This is a genomic window from Moorena sp. SIO4E2 (assembly GCF_010671945.1).
GTDB classification, from domain to species: Bacteria; Cyanobacteriota; Cyanobacteriia; order Cyanobacteriales; family Coleofasciculaceae; genus Moorena; species Moorena producens.
This window is the reverse complement of sequence record NZ_JAAHIE010000098.1, coordinates 1-19,010: the sequence shown is the minus strand read 5'-3', so window position 1 is coordinate 19,010 and position 19,010 is coordinate 1. Positions and strand designations below refer to the sequence as shown.

The following is a 19,010-nucleotide window of genomic DNA, read 5'->3' as shown; positions in this document are numbered from 1 at the left end:
CTATGATTCTGAATCAGGAACATGGTATTCACGATTGTATGCTGATAAAAATAAAAAATTAATTAAAGACCTTAATAAAAGTTGGTGGATCTATGCTGAATTGGATCAAGTAGCAGGAACTCTGAGTTTAGAAAACTCATCCTACGTTGACAAATATTTAAAATCAACAGTTAATTGGTGGTTTAAGAATATGGTAGATCATACTAATCATGGAATCTGGCATAAAGTAATTTGGCCAACTTTAGAAAAGAAAGGTTTTAAACAATGGAAATGGAAAAATGGTTTTCACAGTTACGAACATGCTTTAGTGGGCTATATTACTACTCAAGCAACTCAAGGAGAAAAAGTGAAACTATACTTTGCCCGTAAGGAAGGAAAAGAAAAAAAAGGAATTAGACCTTACTATAATACAGGAAAGATTGAAAAAATCAATAAAAAACCGCTACAATCCATACCTGAAATGAATAAAATCGAAGTTACTTTTACGGAGATTAACTATAAATAAAATGCTTAAAAAGTTTCGTAAAAACAAATTTGCATTTAGTCTAATCACTAGCATAATTATCTTGATACTTTGTTGCTTTTATACCGTATTTCAACCAATATTAGCACAACAAAATACAGAAATAACGATGGGTCAACAATGGTTACAGCATTTAGAAGAAGACCTCAATCCTTGGTGGTTGATGGAAACTGCTTACGGTAAACCTGTGGGTAATTTTCCTAGTTTTCGCTGCGACAATGGTGATCTAGTCAATCCATCTAAACCCTGTTCAGCTTTTACTAAATTAGGAGACAATTATGGTTATATTACCAACAACTTAGATAAAAACTATATTGTCTCTCAGTCTCGTCAAGTTTACACATACTGCGTAGCCTATCATTTAAGTGGAAACCCAAAGTTTCTTAGTTTAGCAAAAGCTGGAATAGATTGGATTCGTAACTATGGACTTGATCGAGAAAATGGTGGTGCATTTAGTTACTTGAAAAGAGAAAGTCGCCAATCTGGTCCTTCTGTTTTAAAGCGTACTAGTCAGGAACTAGCCTATGCTTTACAGGGAATGGCTTTTTATTACTATCTAACTCAAGATCAAGAACTATTACCAGAAATTATTCAACTAAAGAACTTTATCTTTGAGACCTATTATGATCCAAAACTAGAGATGATGATGTGGGTTCCCAAGCAAGTTAAGAATGAAAATGTTACTAACAATTGGCTTAAACAGAAAAAACATTTGCTGTCCCAATTGGATCAGATCTATACCTACATGCTTATTCTCGCGCCAATCTTACCAGAACCTTATCAATCAGAATGGAAACAAGATTTGTTAAATTTATCAAGTAGTATAATCAACGAATTTTATAGCCCTGAATATAATACATTCTGGATGGAGATTAACAATATAGGAGAGGGAAAACTGCCGACAGATTATGGTCATTCCATGAAAGCCTTTTGGATGATTTACTTAACTGGTAAACTTTTCAATAATCAAAGATTTATTGACTTTGCCCAAATAGCTGCATCTCGTATGCTAGAGGAAGCTTATGATGTAGAATCAGGGCTTTGGGGTAGAGGTATTAGTTTTGATGAGAATGATAAGGGTGTTCGTGACCTTGACAAAAAATGGTGGGTCTATGCTGAATTAGATCAAATGGCAGGAACACTTAGCTTGGAAGACTCATCCTACGTTGACAAATATTTAAAATCAACTGTTAATTGGTGGTTGAAAAATATGGTAGATCATACTAATCATGGAGTATGGAACTTACTGACTTGGCCGACTTTAGAAAAGCAATTACCTAAACAATACCACTGGAAAAATGGATTTCACTCCCATGAACACGCCCTAGTTGGCTATATTACTTCTCAGGCAAACCAAGGAGAAAAAGTGAAACTATACTTTGCTCGCAAGAAAGGCAAAGAAAAAGAGAATATTAAACCTTACTACTATACAGGTGAGATTGTTGACATCAATAGGTCGCCAATGCCATCAATAACTGATAGTAATCTGCCTTCACTATCCGATTTGAATCGGGTGATAGTAAGTTTTACTGGTATTAAATAGGGTTTTCTGAACAGAAGGCAGAGGGCAGAAGAAAGGAGTAAGGTTTCAAGGGAGAAGGTTTTTTATCACTAATTATCCGAACATGATATTAATATAACTCGGATTTTATTGTAAACTATTTATGGGCTTGGTGAAATAACAACTAAGCCTATTATCTTGTATTACAAAAGTGATCGATTTCCCAACTTCTGCGGCGAAGTCTATTGATTACTTTCCAAAGATAGGGATCCGTGTAGGAATTGTGATAATTTCGTTCCCTACTCCCTACTCCCTACTCCCTGTTCCCTTCAAAATAACCAATGACTACTACCAACTCTTGGATCACTCGCCCAAAACCAAATCCTAAAGCCCGCCTGCGCCTATTTTGCTTTCCTTATGCTGGTGGTGCTGCTTCGAGCTTTCGCACTTGGCCGGAGCAATTGGCACCCCATATCGAAGTCTGCCCAGTGGAACTGCCTGGACGGGGCAAGCGACTGCGGGAACCCCTGGTTACTGGCGTATTGCCCCTGATTGAAACCCTAACACCAGGTTTACTGCCCTATCTCGATATCCCCTTTGCCTTTTTTGGTCACAGTCTCGGAACAATAATCAGTTTTGAATTAGCCCGTCAACTCCGGCGCGAGGAAGCCCAGAGTCCTCGACACTTGTTCATTTCCGGTCGCCGCGCTCCTCAAGTACCTGCCCGAAAACTTCCCCTTCATAACTTGCCCAAGTCTGAGTTGATCGAAGAATTGCGTCAATATAATGGCACACCAGAGGCTGTGCTAGCAAACCAGGAGCTAATGAAGCTGTTTCTACCGATCCTGCGAGCGGATTTCGGGATGAACGAAACCTATACCTACACTAGCGAACCCCCACTTAATTGTCCGATATCTGTTTTCGGAGGTTTGCAGGATACCGACGCCAACAGTGATGAGCTTGCTGCCTGGCGTGACCAAACCAGTAGCACTTTCACGATACACATGTTTCCTGGTGACCACTTCTTTCTTAATAATAAGAAGGAGTGTAATCAGCTTTTGGAGCTAATCACAAAGTTTGCGATCGCACCAGTGTGATTCCTTGGGTCTTTCCTTGAAATCCCGGTCTGGTGAGGGAGCGGGGAGCAAAAGCGTTTGATAAGCTTTTTTATTCCCTGCTTCGAGGTTTGAGCTTCTATTTTCATCACAGGTCTACTAATTCGAGACACTTTTTTTTTGTTCACCCAATTTGATCACTCAACCAGGCATAGACGGTTGTCCCGAATGACAAACTCTTTCGGTATTGGTAGTCCATGCAGACTCCGCGCCACACTGCTGGTGTAGGCACCCGATGCATTCAAGATCACGCGGTCACCAACCTCTATTCTTGCCATCTTTTCGTTAAGACAAAAATAATCTGTCTCATAACAAGTACAACCTGCGAGGTCATGGACGAACATAGGTCCTTCTCGGAAAGGGATCTGAGCAACTGCTGGACGTGGTGCCCAGAACATCAAGTTCCAAGCAGAGGTATCCAAAACAACAATGCGATTCCCAGAGGGATGATCGTCTGCTGCTTTGACCTCCGCAACCAGGTAGCCCGCCATCATAGTTAATAGCATTCCTGGCTCAATCACAAGCCGCACTGGTTGCTGGCGCTGGTTGTTGATACGAGTAATGGTTTTATTTACTAAATCCCAAACCCGTTGTGCTTCAGGTTTTTGCAGATGGAACAGGTAAGCCCAACCACCGCCGAGATTGAGCACTTCAACTTTAGGAAAGATTTCCAAGCAAGATACTAGCAAATCAAGTGTCTGATGTAGATCTGCTTCTGAAAAAGTTTCACCTTCATGAACATGAAGATGGACGACCTCAAGCTCATGGGTTTGTATTAGGCTGTGTAGACCGGAATCTGTGGGATCAACTCCAAATCTACTCCATCGGGTTACTGCATTCTTAGCCTTAGCATCTTCGTGAAAAGGAAAGCGAAGTCGAAGTCCAACTCTTTTGTCTCGGTTAACGCTTTCACACCAGACACGCAACTGAGACAGACTGCACAAATCTGGAATAACACCCTCAGTTGCCAAACGCTTAAGGTCGGCAACTGAGAAGCCTGGTGCTGTAGAGTAGATTGGCCACAGCCCTGCTGCCATGGCAGCATCTAGCTCTTGTATGGTGGTAATGTCTGCTCCTAGGCCAAGTTTAGCCATATGACGCAACACAGATTGGCAGCGGTTTGCTTTAACAGCCAAACAAAGCTCACTATTCTGAATTTGTCTGAGGTCGTTTCGTAAAGCCGTTACAGTGTCAGTGATGGCATCTAGGTCGTACACAAGTGCCGGGGTGGGAATATCACTGGCAATCTTGAACAATGTCTCAGGAATAGTTGGAATAATTGTCATCCAATTTCTAAATTCAGTTACATCATCTCGCCATCCATCTTTTATTTCTGAGTTGTTATTGTCTTTTGAGATCATGCTACTGCCAAATCTTAATTGTTTTGAATAAGTTTTTCTTGTTGCGTCTAACTCGAACCTTTTTTTACATCACTTTTTGGTAAACCATATATAAATCGTCGGGAGTCGCCTCTTTTAACTTAAACCCTGCCGCCTTCATGGTATCTTCTAGAAGTTGGCCGTACACCATTAAGAATTTATGGCGATCGCTAGCAACTATCTCACCTTCTTTTTTGAAACGATAGTCTGTTTCCCAAAAGTACATTTCTTTATTCTCTAGGAAATCGAGATGCTTTTGCTGAGCGTAAACAATGCCGTTGCCAATCTCTTGCTCGCCATCTGCATCAATTTCTTCTGCTTGAATGTTAAGTACAAACAAGCCTCCGTCAAGTAAATGGCGGGCAATATTGTCTAACATTTTAACGGTGTCCTCAAAATTGGGCAGAAAACTGTATAAGTGGTAATCGTTACCAACCCGACTAACACCGGCTGGACCCCCATGGGAATATATGCCATCAAAAGATTCTTGCAAATCCATTGATAACACATTACCTTCTACTACCTTTGCCCGATTTCCCAAACGAGCTTTACTCCGTTCTAACATAGCAGGAGTAAAATCTATGCCAGTTATCTCATAGCTGGGATCTAATTCGAGCAGTTTTTCTGCAAGCAATCCCGTTCCCACCCCTATTTCGAGAAGTTTTTTCCGACCTTTGAGGATAGAGTCCAGGGACTGAGCTTCTTTCGGATAGTCGTAATACCCACTTTTCATAGTGGCGTCATAATACTCGGCAATGTTATCGTATTTATTCATAGTGGTAGCTCTCCTAATTTTATTTGAGACTGTTGATTTAAACTGTTTATCAAGCCAATTTTAGGACATCAATGTCGTTTAGCCAAGCGCTGCTGTATATGCTGCGCGAGTTTGTATTTTGTTAAAATATCTAAGGGTAAGTAGGCGGCACCTCGAATAGTACCCAAGCAATCTTTGCTTTGACAAATACAATCAAATCCTCTATCCATCGACCATTCCGTAGATGGATAGAAGAAAGTCAGTTCCTCCCCAATTTCAATTTTAGTCATGGCTCTCAGAACGCGATCGCTCACAGCGAAAAATACATTGGGAGCGCAGCTATGATTGAGATAATGCAAAAACTCTGGGTGGAGCATAATATGTTGGCGTTCCCCAATTTGAAGGCTTAAATAATTGGGCTGCTCTAGGCTCTTTTTTACGCCAAATTTAGAGATTACCTGTCCGGGCATAAACTCGACGGTGGTGTGTAGGGATTTGCTTCCAGTTGTCGGACACTCCCGGAGCTCGGCCCATGATGCAACTTTTAGGGGTTTTTCAGCGATATAGTTTTTACCAAATTCATCCATATAAGTACCTGATCCAAATTATTTGGATGCAGTATTCCCGCTCTAAGCTATTATACAATTAGTTGGTATTTTTTAAAAAAATATTTTGCAACAAAAGTCAATAGTGTATGAAATGACCAATAATAAATTAGGAGTTTAACTCATGAGCGAGACACCCATAACAATTACTTACTCTTTAGAGGAAGTATTAAAAGACATAAACGGGAAGCTAGACAGCCTTCAAAAAGATGTCAACAAGATAAACGAAAGACTAATAAAAGTAGAGACACAGCTAGACGCGGTCGCAACGGATGTAAAAGAATTAAAAGGTTCAACCAAGGCACAAATTTGGACATTGATCGGCATTTTGGTCACAGCAGTTGGCGGTTTTCTGGTAGCAGTTGGTCGTGTTGTTATTTCAGGCAACCCCTAATTTATTCTCAAAGGATGGATTGGAGCCAGCAGAGATTAGGGATTTAGAGATTGCGTTCGCGAAGCGGTTCCTTTGGAACATCGCATGTAGCAAAAAAATACTATGCTAGCAGCAGATTGATTACCCAAGCCTTGCCATGGCTCCAGAATCTGACCCGTTGACGGAACCCCGTAAAGTCGTGGAAGATACCAATGCGAACGCTAAATTTTTCCAATTTGATCAACACCAAGCCAAACTTAGTACGGAGATTCTGGCGGGAATAACCACCTTTGTCACCATGGCATACATTCTGGTGGTTAATCCTGATATTTTGTCCAATGCCATTTTTCTCCAACAACCCAAGGATTTTTGAACTCTCCCCGCTTTAAAAAGACGGGGATTGTTAGCTGATCTCACTACGCGGGTTGAAACCGCGCTGCGTGATGCTTACAATACTGACTAGATAGAGAATCCAATCTGTACCGTTGTGGCAGGTTCAAAGCTGCCCTACCGACCTCGGCTAGGTCAACCCCTAGCTGTGTCGCTACTTTGCGCAAAATATTACATGCGTGCCTTAAATCTGCGTTAATTAACTCGTTATTAGCTGACCGATAGAGACCACGTCTAATTCGCTTTCCAGAAGGCTTCCACCCCAAGCCCGAAGGGCACGCTTCGCGAATGGGTTTCGCACCAAGTGTAGGTAGAAAATCCTGATCTAGAAAACTAGCCTTACTCGTATAGCTTTCTTCGGTTTCAATGAACTTAATACCGTATTGCTCGCATAATTGCTGGACTCGATTCTTGAGTCTTGCAGTGGGAATTTGGACAAACTCTTGATTGTTCTTTTTCCCAATCTTAATGCCATCTTTATTGCGTTGATTCCATCCAAATACCACGGTGCTAATTTGATTCCTCAAGCACCAATTAATAAAAAACTTGGCTGCTTTGTTGATATTGTCCCGCATCTGGCGATTCCGCTTTTCAGTAATATTTGCCAAACGCTCATCCCAGTAGTCTTGAGGCTTGCCCTTTTTAATTTTGGCTACCTGTTTGTTGTACCACTGGTTTTGGGATTTAATCTTGCGACCGTCAATAATAAATGATTTGCCGGTGGTAGAAACGCAAGTCAACCAGTTGTTGAGTCCTGGATCTATTCCTAGGGCGTTACCACTAGTCTGAACTGGCTCGATGTCAGATTGCTTGTAGACAAATTCCAGGTAAAAGCAGCCATTGCGAGGAACAAAACGGAATTCATTGATCGACTTGAAATCCAGATTAGATGGCATTGGAAGAAGGAAATGATCAATTCCAAACCACGCTTTAACCTGGTTCCCTAAAGAAAACTTGAGCTGTCCATCTTTTAGCTTCACCCACCTAGCTGGATAACTTACGACAGCCATTCCGCCTTTCTTTCTGTACTTTGGAACCCTTGGCTTATCCCTTAGTTTTCCAGATTTATAAAGTTTTGCCAATGCCTGATAGGATTTAAATGATTCAATTACACTGTGGAGAATTTGTTGAGCACAAGCAGATCTCATTGCCCTGAAATGGATATTAGTTTTAAGGATCTTGTCTAACTCAAACTTCTTGACATACTTACCAGCCTTAAACAATACTTGACGGCAATAATAAATAGCGCAATTAGTTAACTTATTGGCTTCTCCGCAAATAAATTCTAAAACCGCCCTATTATCAGGGTCTGTGGTTATCAGGTGCTGTTGGCATCCATACATTCCTCGTCACCTCCTTAGTCTATAGGATAACTTGAATATACTACCTCTGTCAACAACTATGGTCAGAAATAATCAAGAAATATTCAGGACAAATCCGCACTCGGTAACACTAATCAATTACCACTTCGTCTGGTGCCCTAAACGAAGAAAAGCAGTATTGACCGGAAAAATAAAGATGAGATTGCAAGAAATAATTTTTGACTTGTGCTCAGAACATAACTGGAGGGTTATAGCCCTAGAAATCATGCCCGATCATGTTGATATGTTTTTGGAGGTCGATCCTACCTTTGCTCCTTCCACGATCATCAAACGAGTGAAAGGGAGGGCTTCTCATTATCTCAGGAAGGAGTTCCCTGAATTGCTGAAATTACCCACCTTATGGTCTCCCAGTTATTTCTGCTCGACTACTGGAAACGCAAATACAGAAACAGTCAAGAAGTACATCCAAAATCAAAGAGGAAAATAACGAGAGCCGGGATAAATCCCGGTACGCTCCGGAGACGAAACCTGATTAATAAGGCAGCCTTAATCATGGAGGCGCGCTTTCCATAGGCGAATTAAATTCGCCATGGGTCGCGCCTCAAAGTTTTAACCTTTTTCCCATAACCGACCAACCATAAAGGCTGCCTTATTCTTGTGGTAACTTCTAACCCCGCCCACCCAATCAATTGGGTGGCTAACTCTCGCTTGTTACATCCTCTGTTTGGGGAACTAGTGATTGCCACCAGGATTTCAGCTGCTTTGGCAACCTTAGTGATGGGACTCTATGCCAAATATCCATTTGCCTACTCCCGATTCCCGATTCCCGATTCCCGATTCCCGATTCCCGATTCCCAATTCTCGATTCCCGATTCTCAATTCTACATTCTACATTCTACATTCCCGATTCCCGATTCCCGATTCCCGATTCCCGATTATTGATCATACAAATCAGGACGGCGTTCTTTAGTCCTCTGAATTTGCTGCTCTTTACGCCAGCGGTCAATTTCCCCATGATTTCCTGATAACAGAACTTCTGGAACCTTCCATCCCCGAAACTCAGCAGGTCTTGTGTACTGAGGATAGTCCAGTAACCCGGCTTCAAAGCTTTCTAATTTAAGGGATTCGGCTTTGCCTACTGTTCCTGGTAGCAACCGGGTGACACCATTAATCATGGCTAGGGCTGGGATTTCTCCACAGGTTAAGACAAAATCCCCCAATGATACCTCTCGGGTGACTAAGTGTAATACCCGCTCATCCACACCTTCGTAGTGTCCACAAATTATCACCAGCTGATCATAACCTGTGGCTAATTCTTTGAACAATTGCTGTTTCATGGGTTCCCCCTGAGGGGTCATTAAGATGACATCACGCTGGGGTAAAATGGGTAAAGACTCTACAGCCGCAAAAATCGGCTCTGGTTTCATCAACATCCCCACCCCACCACCATAAGGCTCATCATCAACTCGCCGATGTTTGTCAGTAGCAAAGTCTCGGGGGTTGATCAGATGCACTTCGGCAATTTGTTTGAGGAGCGCCTTACCAAGTAGCCCTGAAGTCAGGGGAGAGCTGAAGAAATCCGGAAATAGAGTGATAATGTCAAATCGCACAAACAGTTAAGGGAGGGTAGGGGTCTGGAGCTAAAAATCCTGTGGGAAGAGGCTAAGATACATAATCAGTGATTATGCATAAATGGTAAGGCTATAATGCGTGAATATCATTAAATAATCACGAAGTAAACTGAAAAATTGCTATAATGTGGCATTTTAACTAAAAAGCACTACTCAAAAGTATTGAACTCACCTCATGCCCATTACTAATATAATGCAGCAGTTAGAATCTCAATTGCAAAGAATTAGGATGCCTAAGTCCACTCAACCAGCTATTTTGGTAATCGGCGGCGCTGAAGATAAAGTTCATGGAAGAGAGATCCTGCAAACTTTTTTTGGGCGTGCTGGAGGAACTAATGCTCGCCTTGCCATTATCCCTTCAGCCTCCAGAGAACCAACCGTGATTGGCAGTCGCTATCAACGCATCTTTGAAGACATGGGAGCCGAAGAAATTCGGTTGCTAGATATACGCGATCGCTCTGAAGCAGAAAACCAAGACTTACTAGAGTACTTGGAAATCTGTACCGGGGTATTCATGACTGGAGGTGACCAACTACGCTTGTGCGGGCTACTAGCCGATACCCCCTTAATGGAAAAAGTTCGGCAGCGGGTTCATCAGAGCGAGATTACCCTAGCTGGGACAAGTGCTGGGGCTGCAGTTATGGGTCATCACATGATTGCTGGTGGTGGTAGTGGTGAGTCTCCTAATCGTGCTTTGGTGGATATAACCATGGGCTTAGGAATCATTCCAGAGGTCATTGTAGATCAACATTTCTACCATCGCAATCGTATGGCACGCCTGATTAGTGCTATTTCGGAACATCCGGATCGATTGGCAATCGGAATTGATGAAGATACCTGCGCTTTGTTTGAAAAAAATGGTTGGTTAGAAGTGATGGGTAAAGGGACTGTCACAATTATTGATCCCAAGGAAATGTCTTACACGAACCAGCCTAAGATTGGTGCTAACGACCCGATCAGTATCCACAATCTGCGAGTGCATATTCTATCTCATGGCGATCGCTACCACTTTCACAAGCGTTCCTTATTTGCAGGAGAAAGCTAAACCTTCCTTCTGGAAAGCCAGCAATCCTGGACAACAACTGCAATCACCAGCCCACGCTTTTGAGTATGGCTTTACCTGCCCTTTGCCAAGGGATGCAGCGCCTTAATCAGGGGGTTTCCTCATGACTGTAGTTGGGGGAACTCATCTGAGTACCTGCTGGCTGCGATAGTTATGGATAATTTTGAAAAAAATGTTCACACAGAACAGTTTTTTTTCTCTCCAAGGTTGATAATAATAAGATTATCCCAAATCTAATCAGCAGCCTACCGGATCGCCTGATTCCCGGATTGGAGCTAGAGTTTTCAAGCGTGCCAATCGGCTAATAATGTGCCAAAGTAGTGCCAAAGTAGGCGATAAAGGCGGATTTTATTTGATAAATTGCGTCTTTACGCTTCCTTGCACATTCAGCGAGCATCACCACCGAAGTTTCAGTTGATATGAGAATTCTGAGAATCCAGACTTTACGTGGTCCTAATTATTGGAGTATTGGACATCACAAACTGATTGTCATGCGTCTCGATTTAGAGGAATTGGCAAATACCCCCTCCAACGAGATTCCTGGCTTCTATAAGGGACTAAAGACTGTCCTACCCAGTCTGGAAGAGCATTTCTGTTCCCCTGGTGTCCGGGGGGGATTCCTTTCTCGGGTTGCCAGAGGCACCATGATCGGGCACATCATTGAACACGTTGCCCTAGAACTACAAGATCTGGCGGGCATGAGAGTTGGATTTGGTCGCACTAGAGAAACAACGACACCAGGAGTCTACCAGGTCATATTTGAATACATTGATGAGCAGGTGGGTCGTTATTCAGCTAGGGCAGCTGTGCGGCTGTGCCGTAGCATCATTGATAAGCAAACCTATCCCCAAAGTGAATTAGAACAAGACCTGAAAGATTTACAAGAACTGGCTAATCATTCAGCTTTAGGACCAAGCACTCAATCCCTGGTTAAGGAAGCCGAAGCTAGAGATATTCCCTGGATGCAGCTGAGCGCGAGAGCGATGATTCAACTGGGCTACGGTGTCCACCAAAAGCGGATTCAAGCCACATTGAGTGATTATTCAGGGATTTTAGGGGTTGAGTTGGCTTGTGATAAAGAAGGTACCAAACAAATCCTGAGGGATGCTGGTGTACCGGTTCCCCGGGGTACAACGATTCGATTCATCGATGAGTTGGAAGGGGCAATTGAGTATGTAGGTGGCTACCCGATTGTGATTAAACCCCTGAATGGGAATCATGGACGAGGCATTACCCTTGATATTAATAGCTGGGAAGAGGCGCAGACTGCCTATAAGACCGCCAAAGAAGTCTCCCGCTCTGTCATTGTGGAGCGCTATTATAAAGGTTTTGACCACCGGATTCTTGTGGTCAATGGCAAGGTAGTAGCGGTAGCAGAGCGTATCCCTGCCCATGTAGTGGGCAATGGTAGGTCTACGATTGAGGAACTGATTGACCAAACTAACCTTGATCCCCATCGTGGTGAGGGACACGACAATGTCTTGACGAAAATTGTGGTAGACGCTACCAGTGAGAGTGTCTTGAAGAAGCAAGGGTACAGATTGGATAGTGTACCCAGAAAGGGGGAAGTTTGTTACTTGCGGGCAACTGCCAATCTCAGCACTGGCGGTATTGCTGTAGATCTCACCGATAACATCCATCCAGAAACTATCTGGCTGGCAGAGCGGGTTGCCAAAATTATTGGTCTGGATATTGCTGGAATTGATATTGTTACCTCTGATATCACTAAGCCTTTACGGGAAGCTGATGGGGTGGTGGTTGAGGTGAATGCTGCCCCTGGCTTTAGGATGCATGTTTGTCCTAGTCAAGGTCAGCCCCGGAATGTGGCAGCACCAGTGCTCGATATGCTCTTCCCAAATGGGCAACCTAACCGTATTCCCATCATCGCGATTACAGGTACCAACGGAAAAACCACGACAACCCGCTTAATTGCCCATATCTATCGCCAAACTGGACAGGTTGTGGGCTATACCACTACAGATGGGATCTACATTGATGAATATGTTGTGGAAAAAGGTGATACCACTGGACCCCAAAGTGCTCAGGTAATTCTCAAAGACCCGACAGTTGAGGTGGCAGTGCTGGAAACTGCCCGGGGCGGTATCCTGCGTTCTGGCTTGGCCTTTGACAAATGTGATATTGGGGTGGTTTTAAATGTCTCCGCTGACCACTTGGGACTTGGAGACATCGACACCATTGAACAGATGGCCAAGGTCAAGAGTATTGTGGCGGAAGTGGTGAGTCCGAAGGGCTATGCTATCCTCAATGCTGATGACCCCCTAGTCAGAGCAATGGCGGAAAAGGTAAAGGGTCAAGTGGCTTATTTCTCGATGAACTCAGAAAATGAGTTAATCAAAAATCACACCAGTGGTGGTGGTCTGGCTGCGGTTTATGAAAATGGTTATTTGTCCATCATCAAAGGGGATTGGACCCTGCGGATTGACGAGGCAGTAAATGTGCCAGTGACAATTGGGGGACGGGCACCTTTTATGATTGCGAATGCTCTAGCTGCCAGTCTCGCTGCCTTTGCTCAAGGGGTCTCGATTGAGGCCATTAGAGAAGCATTGACCACATTTAGGGCTTCTGTAGACCAGACACCAGGGCGAATGAATTTGTTCAATCTTGGCAGTTACCATGCTCTAGTGGATTATGCCCACAATGCAGCTAGTTACGAGGCATTGGGTAGTTTTGTGCGCAACTGGCCCGGAGAGTGCTTTGGGATTGTGGGTGGTCCTGGGGATCGCCGGAATGAAGACTTTATTGAACTAGGACGACTCTCAGCAAAAATCTTTGACAGGATTATTATCAAAGAAGATGATGACTTACGGGGACGTCCCAGTGGTGATGCAGCTGAGTTAATTTGTAAGGGCATAGGACAGGAAAAAAGCGAGTCCAACTATGAGATTATCCTCAGGGAGACAGAGGCAATTGAGAGGGGTTTGGATAAAGTCGCTGATGGTGGTTTAGTGGTGATTCTGCCAGAAAGTGTAAGTCGTGCGATCAAACTAATTGAGGCTCGTAATCCTTTGCCGGATAATGGCCTTAAGGCAAGCAGTGCTGACAACGAAGATGAGTTGAAGCCATCGGTGGTCAATTAAGCTGCTGTTGGGATTGGTTGAAAGTTGTTCGCGTAGCGTGGCCTTTTGGCCAAGGTTGTTCGCGTAGCGTGGCCTTTTGGCCAAGGTTGTTCGCGTAGCGTGGCCTTTTGGCCAAGGTTGTTCGCGTAGCGTGGCCTTTTGGCCAAGGTTGAAGGTTCAGTGCGATCGCATTGAGGCGCTCAGCTGCAAAAGATTGACTTAAGGTCAGCCCTGGATGGGATTAACCCAAAGCACCTGGGCAAAAAGCGATGTTCCAAAGGAACATCGCTTTTTCTACAGCTATGCGATCGCTAACTTCAAACCTGACAGATCTTTATTTGGGTGGTATGGCGCTACGCGCAAGGCAAGAAGAATCCCCCCTAGCCTTAAGAAGGGGGGCGGGCAAGAGGCAAAGGTACGCTTTCCGTATTAAGAGGCGTTGCTGATTCTGGGTATGATTTTGCCCCCCTAACCCCCCAATTTGGCGATGTGACACCTTCGGGTCGCACTTAAAAGTTGACTACAACAGCTTGTGCTGCTTGTATCAATGTCCTAACTTTAATGCGTAGTCCTATATTTATTTTCAGCCACTACCCCACATCCCATACCCAGTAAGGCTTTTAAGCCTGTTTCTCACTATCGGCACTAAAAATAGTGAAAGTTTCCTGCATAACTTTTGGTGATTAGCCAGATAAGTATATACATACTTCCTGCATCAGCTATCAGCACTCACCATTCATGGAATGTACTAATTGCTTAATGCCTACCACTAGGGTAGTCATGGCAGTTAGCAATCGGTTGATCACAAATACAGAAGTTCTACTTAATTCAAAGGTTAGAGGCAATAGCAATGACTGGGTTACAATCTACTAATTACGGTTTAGACTACGACGAGCAACTTGACTCTGGATTATATTTAGTAGCTCCTCGTGATGAGGATTATTCAGAAGGAAATCTTGGTTATGATACTCTGACCGGATGGCGTAATGATGATGTTTTAGTAAGAGTAGACTCTAATTACTTCAATGCTGGAACAAGAGAATATAAACGGTTAACTATTGAGGATGACTACCAACTTTTTGTTGAGGGTAACAGTTCGGAAACACTTAGCAATGTTTTGCCAGAAGACATAGAGGATGTTGTTGATGTTCAAGTTAATACCTTAGATCTAGCCACAGAGCAAGAGAATGGATTATCAAATTTAGTGCCAGCAGCAGAGTCAACGTCTGAAGAATTAGAATTATTAGGACAAGACGATGGAAACACCACTCTAACCGTAGAGGATCAGCAGATTGGAATACAGCTATCAGCAGGAGCTAATGCAAATCCTTCATTAAATGGAGTTTTCGGTGATGATGACAGAACTAGGGTAACAAATACCACCAGCAATCCTTGGACTAAAGTAGGTTTTGTCACGGCGAAATTTGGGGATGAGTGGTTTGGTTCATCTGGGGTGATGATTGGTCCTCACCATTTTCTCACCTCAGCTCATAGCATCTTCAACAGCACTCTTTCTGACTCTGCTGGAAATGGTGGCTATGCAGACGAAATATACGTCCATCTCGGTCAAGATGGTCAAGAAAAATATTATGGTCAAGTGGGTGTAACCTATTTTCATACGGTGAACGGTTATACAGCAGATAATGATGGTGATGGAATTATTGCTGATGCTGACAGTAATGAAGATGACGGGAATTATGATTGGGCGGTCTTAAGCCTCGATCGCAATATTGGTAATTACACTGGTTGGATGGGATGGCAATGGAATTCGGATCTTAGTTGGTTTAATGACTTAAATGTCAATATAACTGGGTATCCTAAAAACACAATCAACAGTGAGGGAATTGTTGAAACTAATTGGTCAGGTAGTTTGGCAGGAATAGACCATTCTGCGGAAATGTATACAATTTCTGGTACTATTAATTCTGCTGATAACTATCAGATTAAACACCATCTTGATGCTACTGGAGGCAATAGTGGTGGTCCAGTATGGCGTTCTGAAGGTAACTCAGAATATGTTATCGGTCTGACAAGTGGCTATATTCATGATAGCCAAAATACTCCTACCCATAATGAAGCTATTCGCTTACAGAAATACATGACCGATTTGATAGAGGATTGGAAGACAAACGATCCTAATCCAGTAGATAAACCTGATCTTGTGGATTATGATCAATGGTTTGGTACTGACTTTGACTACCTTTCATCTAACTCGATTAAACCAGGAGATAACTTAACTACACGTTTTGTAACTCGTAACAACGGTACAGCAGCATCAGGAAACTTCGACGTCAATTTCTATGCATCTACAGACAATGACGTTACTAACTCCAGCGGTTCCCACTGGTTCCTTGGTAGCGATACAATAAGCTCCTTAGATCCTTTCAATTGGGATTACGCAACATGGAGTGGTTCTTTTCCTAATCTCAACCCTGGGTCCTACTATATCATTGGGTTTATTGACCCTAGCACGTCTATTGATGAGTTTGATGACAGCGCTGCTAGCAATCAAGTGGTATTTGACTCAATACTTCAAGTTCAATCTTTATTTTAGTAAGCATTCAGCTATCAGCTATCAGCTAATGGGTTAGGTCCCAGGGTCGAAGCCTGTGCCACCCTATTTGAGGTGCTTATGCGCTATGGCTACGGTTGATGAGGAAACCTTGAAGTCCCAGGGTCGAAGCCTGTGCCACAAACCTGACCACTGACCACTGACCGCTGACCACTGACCACTGACCGCTGACCGCTGACCACTGACCGCTGACTGCTTACATATCAGCTTTTAAAGGCAACCAATCTTGATTTAATAATTGTTCGAGAGTATAGGGACAGTCTTCGGGAAATTCAATCATCATACCGGTTTTTTCCCTTACATATTTTAAGGCTTTTTTATAAACTTTGGCTTGATTATCTTGTAAATGATTTCGGAGATTTTTAGTTAAATACTCGTCAATTTGGGTTCTAAAACTCATAATTTCCGCTTGCCAATGATTGGCGTTATAGTCATATTGATCTTGCCAATAGTGCAGGAGTAATAAATGTCGGATAATTTGCTCTAAAAAACTTTCAACTGTTAATTGGTCTCGACGGCTCAATCCTTCTAATTCCTGAATTAAATGCTCTATGTCGAGATTTTCTAGTCGTTTTTCTTTTAGGAGTTTCAGGGTTTCTAATAACCATTGCTCATTATCAACATCATACAGAGAATATAGATCACTTGTTTGAGTCATAGCGGTTTTCAAGCTAGTAAGGAGTTTTTGGGTTTTAGGGAACAGGGAACAGGGAACAGGGACTTCGGAGCAGGGAGCAGGGAGGAGGGACTTCGGAGCAGTAAAGTCAAAAGAGGGAAGAAGTAAAAAATTATGTGTACCTCATTAGGATAAAAACCGCTATACTTCCTTTGTTACTAATCTATCCCACTTCTTATTTTGCCCGATCATTATCCACCGTTACATGTTCAGACTTTCTAAATACTCTGCAATAACTGCAACTGCCTTATTGGCATTTCCTTGTTGGCCACCTTCTCGACAGTGAGCAATAACGACAGCAGTTTTGCTAGCCTGGAGAGTAACAGCTCCTATGTCTTTCTTTTTTCCATAAACAACTTTTCCATCCTCCTCCCGCAAAAATTGATACTTTTGCCCCTCAATCCATATACCTCCTGCCATGAATCCCGTGAAATCCTTTGACTTAAAACTATTAGCTATGTTTGTGCTTTCATCAGGATTGAGCTTTAAGGCATGAGCATGAGCATCTGTAGTCCACTTAGCACCACCATCAATACCTATGATACTAGCTTTATCAACATGAACAGTGCCATTAGCATCTTTAGATTGTGCAATTAGATTATCAATGTAGCTATCCCAAGACATTTTATTTAGTTTTCTTTCAAATTTTAATTATTATTATAGTAAACCATTATAGCATTTTTAATCAACTTAGTATGCTCAAAGCCAATCAACTAAACGGTTTAGTTTAACGACAGTAGTTCATTACTTTACTGTTGACTGTCAACAAAAAAGCAATCGCTTAAATCCTGTCATTGAAATCTGTATCAGCTGACTAATTTATATTCCCAGATCCCAGATTCCCGATTCCCGATTCCCGATTCCCGATCCCCTCCTGGGAGGGGTTAGGGGTGGGTTCCGATTCCCGATTCCCGATTCCCGATTCCCGATTCCCGATTCTATTTAAATTTCATACATTTCTAACGGTAATCCATCCGGGTCTTGAAAAAACGTAAATAGCTTGCCAGTATGCTCATCAATTCTAATCTTTTCTACATCCACGCCCTGGGATTTGAGATAATTCACCGACGCTTCAATATCATCGACTTGAAAAGCTAAATGTCTCAATCCGCAAGCTTCGGGACGACTAACTCGTTCAGGGGGATTAGGAAACGAAAATAACTCAATCCTATCCCCATCACCCACTTGTAAATCCAATTTATAAGAATTTCTAGCAGCTCTGAAGGTTTCTTCAATAATTGAAAACCCTAAAATTTCCACATAAAACTGTTTCGATTTTTCATAATCTGAGCAAATAATCGCTACATGGTGAAATCCTTTGGTTTTCATAAAACTAATCTGAAATTAAGTAATAGATAAATAAGTTTCAATCAACAAAGATCATCTTCCATAGTATGGAACCAGATTCAACCAAGTTTTTAGGATTTTGCTAGACTGGCAGATATAAAACCCATCATCAAAAGGATATATATCCAAAGGATAAGGAAATTATCTATGCCCCCAACCCTACTTCTATCCAAAGAACTACCTACTCTGGAATACCAATCCACATCAGAACGCTTTGATGAAAGCTGGAGAGCTCCCCTTTCCACCCTCCTGGGATTAGGGCGAGCAGCTGGTGCTGATTTTATTGAGTTTTTCCTAGAACGGGTCAACTACATCAGCTGTCTTGCGGAAGATGATGCCATTACTAGCATTTCTCCCCGCCTTTCCTCTGGTGCTGGTATCCGAGTGTTTCGGGGTAAGTCAGATTGCTATGTTAGCACTAATGACTTATCCTTTTCGGGGCTAAAAGCCGCTTTGGAGAAAGCCCTGTCTATTCAAGGGCTGGAATTACCTACCCCTAATGCCTTTATCCCAGAAACTAACTTAGAACTGTTGCGGGATTACGCTACTGCTAAAGGCAAAGACACTTGGCTATCCGGTTGCAGTTCGATGGCAGAAATGGGAGAAGTACTCCTGGATGCCAATGGGGCACTCCAGCGCAAGGCTAGCCATGTCCAATCCCGACGGGCTGTTTATTTCCGGG

19 protein-coding genes and 2 pseudogenes are annotated in these 19,010 nt (G+C 42.8%); 12 read left to right on the top strand and 9 right to left on the bottom strand.

The features are described from left to right. From F6K37_RS13325 to F6K37_RS13315, 3 genes and pseudogenes are all read left to right on the top strand, one after another. Positions 1–505 (top strand): annotated as a pseudogene (locus F6K37_RS13325) (AGE family epimerase/isomerase); the annotation flags it as partial. Between the two features lies 1 nt (position 506). Further along, complete coding sequence (locus F6K37_RS13320) at positions 507–2,066, top strand: AGE family epimerase/isomerase (RefSeq protein ID WP_287250686.1); 1,560 nt, start codon at positions 507–509, stop codon at positions 2,064–2,066. A 299-nt stretch (positions 2,067–2,365) separates the two neighbouring features. After that, positions 2,366–3,121, top strand: a complete 756-nt coding sequence (locus tag F6K37_RS13315) for a thioesterase II family protein (protein ID WP_009149543.1) — start codon at positions 2,366–2,368, stop codon at positions 3,119–3,121. A 155-nt stretch (positions 3,122–3,276) separates the two neighbouring features. Here F6K37_RS13315 and F6K37_RS13310 read toward each other — a convergent pair whose 3' ends face one another. The 3 genes from F6K37_RS13310 to F6K37_RS13300 form a co-directional block, all read right to left on the bottom strand. Beyond that, positions 3,277–4,500: a diaminopimelate decarboxylase family protein gene (locus tag F6K37_RS13310; protein WP_009149545.1), complete on the bottom strand. Its 1,224-nt coding sequence runs from the start codon at positions 4,498–4,500 to the stop codon at positions 3,277–3,279. Between the two features lie 64 nt (positions 4,501–4,564). After that, positions 4,565–5,293 carry a class I SAM-dependent DNA methyltransferase gene (locus F6K37_RS13305; RefSeq protein ID WP_009149547.1) on the bottom strand — a complete coding sequence of 243 codons (729 nt, stop codon included), beginning with the start codon at positions 5,291–5,293 and terminating at the stop codon, positions 4,565–4,567. Positions 5,294–5,361: 68 nt separating this feature from the next. Further along, a complete protein-coding gene (locus F6K37_RS13300) occupies positions 5,362–5,859 on the bottom strand; it encodes an SET domain-containing protein-lysine N-methyltransferase (protein WP_009149548.1) in 498 nt (165 codons plus the stop codon). Positions 5,860–6,001: 142 nt separating this feature from the next. Here F6K37_RS13300 and F6K37_RS13295 point away from each other — a divergent pair, with 142 nt between their 5' ends. Together F6K37_RS13295 and F6K37_RS13290 are read left to right on the top strand one after the other, a co-directional pair. Further along, complete coding sequence (locus F6K37_RS13295; RefSeq protein WP_009149550.1) at positions 6,002–6,271, top strand: hemolysin XhlA family protein; 270 nt, start codon at positions 6,002–6,004, stop codon at positions 6,269–6,271. 136 nt (positions 6,272–6,407) lie between these two features. Next, a pseudogene (locus tag F6K37_RS13290) lies at positions 6,408–6,617 on the top strand (hypothetical protein); the annotation flags it as partial. 49 nt (positions 6,618–6,666) lie between these two features. Here the strand turns inward: F6K37_RS13290 and F6K37_RS13285 are convergent. Further along, entirely contained in the window at positions 6,667–7,983 is a 1,317-nt protein-coding gene (locus tag F6K37_RS13285) for an RNA-guided endonuclease InsQ/TnpB family protein (protein WP_009149554.1), read from the bottom strand. A gap of 58 nt (positions 7,984–8,041) precedes the next feature. Between F6K37_RS13285 and tnpA the strand changes: the two genes are divergently transcribed. Continuing rightward, positions 8,042–8,449: an IS200/IS605 family transposase gene (tnpA, locus tag F6K37_RS13280; RefSeq protein WP_009149556.1), complete on the top strand. Its 408-nt coding sequence runs from the start codon at positions 8,042–8,044 to the stop codon at positions 8,447–8,449. A 206-nt stretch (positions 8,450–8,655) separates the two neighbouring features. Beyond that, complete coding sequence (locus F6K37_RS13275; protein ID WP_044494484.1) at positions 8,656–8,904, top strand: hypothetical protein; 249 nt, start codon at positions 8,656–8,658, stop codon at positions 8,902–8,904. Here F6K37_RS13275 and trmD read toward each other — a convergent pair. Then, positions 8,898–9,572: a tRNA (guanosine(37)-N1)-methyltransferase TrmD gene (gene trmD / locus F6K37_RS13270; RefSeq protein ID WP_009149558.1), complete on the bottom strand. Its 675-nt coding sequence runs from the start codon at positions 9,570–9,572 to the stop codon at positions 8,898–8,900. The two genes, F6K37_RS13275 and trmD, sit on opposite strands and share 7 nt — an antisense overlap. 214 nt (positions 9,573–9,786) lie before the next feature. Here trmD and F6K37_RS13265 point away from each other — a divergent pair, with 214 nt between their 5' ends. Beyond that, positions 9,787–10,638: a cyanophycinase gene (locus F6K37_RS13265; RefSeq protein ID WP_044494486.1), complete on the top strand. Its 852-nt coding sequence runs from the start codon at positions 9,787–9,789 to the stop codon at positions 10,636–10,638. 437 nt (positions 10,639–11,075) lie between these two features. After that, positions 11,076–13,754, top strand: coding sequence for a cyanophycin synthetase (cphA, locus tag F6K37_RS13260; protein WP_287250681.1), 2,679 nt, complete (start codon positions 11,076–11,078; stop codon positions 13,752–13,754). On the opposite strand, the gene F6K37_RS13255 is transcribed toward cphA, so the two are convergent. Next, positions 13,751–13,900: a hypothetical protein gene (locus F6K37_RS13255; protein ID WP_287250680.1), complete on the bottom strand. Its 150-nt coding sequence runs from the start codon at positions 13,898–13,900 to the stop codon at positions 13,751–13,753. The genes cphA and F6K37_RS13255 overlap by 4 nt on opposite strands. Positions 13,901–13,968: 68 nt before the next feature. On the opposite strand from F6K37_RS13255, the gene F6K37_RS13250 reads away from it, so the two are divergent. Beyond that, complete coding sequence (locus F6K37_RS13250) at positions 13,969–14,166, top strand: hypothetical protein (RefSeq protein WP_287250678.1); 198 nt, start codon at positions 13,969–13,971, stop codon at positions 14,164–14,166. A 417-nt stretch (positions 14,167–14,583) separates the two neighbouring features. Beyond that, positions 14,584–16,287 (top strand): CARDB domain-containing protein, encoded by a 1,704-nt coding sequence (locus F6K37_RS13245; protein WP_287250676.1) that lies wholly within the window; start codon positions 14,584–14,586, stop codon positions 16,285–16,287. Between the two features lie 214 nt (positions 16,288–16,501). Here F6K37_RS13245 and F6K37_RS13240 read toward each other — a convergent pair whose 3' ends face one another. The 3 genes from F6K37_RS13240 to gloA2 all read right to left on the bottom strand — a co-directional run bounded on the left by F6K37_RS13240 (position 16,502) and on the right by gloA2 (position 18,310). Further along, the gene (locus F6K37_RS13240) at positions 16,502–16,963 is read right to left on the bottom strand and encodes a DUF29 domain-containing protein (RefSeq protein ID WP_287250675.1); all 462 of its coding nucleotides are present in this window, start codon (positions 16,961–16,963) and stop codon (positions 16,502–16,504) included. A gap of 219 nt (positions 16,964–17,182) precedes the next feature. Next, complete coding sequence (locus tag F6K37_RS13235) at positions 17,183–17,605, bottom strand: profilin (RefSeq protein WP_287250674.1); 423 nt, start codon at positions 17,603–17,605, stop codon at positions 17,183–17,185. A gap of 318 nt (positions 17,606–17,923) precedes the next feature. Then, positions 17,924–18,310 carry an SMU1112c/YaeR family gloxylase I-like metalloprotein gene (gloA2, locus tag F6K37_RS13230; protein ID WP_009149570.1) on the bottom strand — a complete coding sequence of 129 codons (387 nt, stop codon included), beginning with the start codon at positions 18,308–18,310 and terminating at the stop codon, positions 17,924–17,926. A gap of 165 nt (positions 18,311–18,475) precedes the next feature. Here gloA2 and F6K37_RS13225 point away from each other — a divergent pair. Beyond that, the coding region (locus F6K37_RS13225) for a PmbA/TldA family metallopeptidase (protein ID WP_287250672.1) at positions 18,476–19,010 on the top strand (535 nt) is incomplete at its 3' end.